Source organism: Phormidesmis priestleyi BC1401, assembly GCF_001650195.1.
GTDB classification, from domain to species: Bacteria; Cyanobacteriota; Cyanobacteriia; order Leptolyngbyales; family Leptolyngbyaceae; genus Phormidesmis_A; species Phormidesmis_A priestleyi_B.
Genome location: NZ_LXYR01000170.1, coordinates 1 through 954 on the forward strand (window position 1 = coordinate 1; position 954 = coordinate 954).

Annotated in this window: 1 protein-coding gene; it reads left to right on the forward strand. The window is 49.8% G+C overall.

Annotation, left to right across the window (positions count from 1 at the left end; genetic code table 11):
• Positions 1 to 59: 59 nt before the first annotated feature.
• Positions 60 to 934, forward strand: a protein-coding gene (locus tag A8707_RS27765) for an IS630 family transposase (RefSeq protein WP_197485106.1) whose coding sequence is annotated in 2 segments (ribosomal slippage) — positions 60 to 386 and positions 389 to 934 — 873 coding nt in all. Because the reading frame shifts where the segments join, the coding sequence is not laid out codon by codon here.
• Positions 935 to 954 lie beyond the last annotated feature (20 nt).

Sequence of the window (954 nt, forward strand, 5' to 3'; positions counted from 1 at the left end):
TATAGCCGTTGCCAGTTAGGTTAGGACATACTATAGAAGTTGAGACCCTCAAATGAGCGATGCCAGCCCCCTACAGCGATGACCTCCGACAAAAAGTAATGGAGGCGATAGATCGAGGAGAACAAAAAAGTACGGTTTGTCGAATGTTCAACATCGGACGCAACACATTGGGTTTGTGGTTGAAACTTAGAGAAGCTACAGGAAGTGTGCAGGCAGCCCAAGGCTATCAGACTGGGCACGGGCACAAGATTACCAATTGGGAGAAGTTTCGAGCCTTTGTGCAAGTACATGGAGATAAAACCCAAACGGAGATGGCAGAACTTTGGGAAGGCAACATCAGTGTGCGAACAATTGCAAGAGGTCTAAAGCAGGTCGGATTCACGCGAAAAAAAAGACGTATGGGTATCGCCAACGGGATGAGGCGAAACGAGCAGAGTTTGTGAAGCAGATGGCGCTGCCCAAAGCGGCTCATCTAGTGTATGTCGATGAGTCAGGCATGGATGAGCGAGACGACTATGGGTATGGCTGGTCGGCGGCGGGAGTGCGATTCCATGCGCTCAAATCGGGTCGTCGCCAAGATCGCGTCAACATGATTGCTGGCTATCGAGATGGACACCTAATTGCTCCGTTCACCATAGAAGGCAGTTGCAATCGCCTCGTATTTGAAACTTGGCTCGAAACCTGCTTAATCCCCACACTTCAACCCGGACAGTGGGTGATTCTAGATAATGCCACCTTTCATCACGGGGGGCGGATTCGTCAGTTGATTGAAGCCGCAGATTGTCAACTCCTCTACTTACCCCCTTACTCTCCAGACTTGAATCGGATTGAAAAGTGCTGGGCTTGGTTAAAAAGTCGTATTCGCAAGCAGTTGCGCGACTCGGACAACCTACGCGATGCGGTAGAATTTGTTCTTAAACAAGCTGCGTCCTAACCAATGTGGCAGTGGCTATA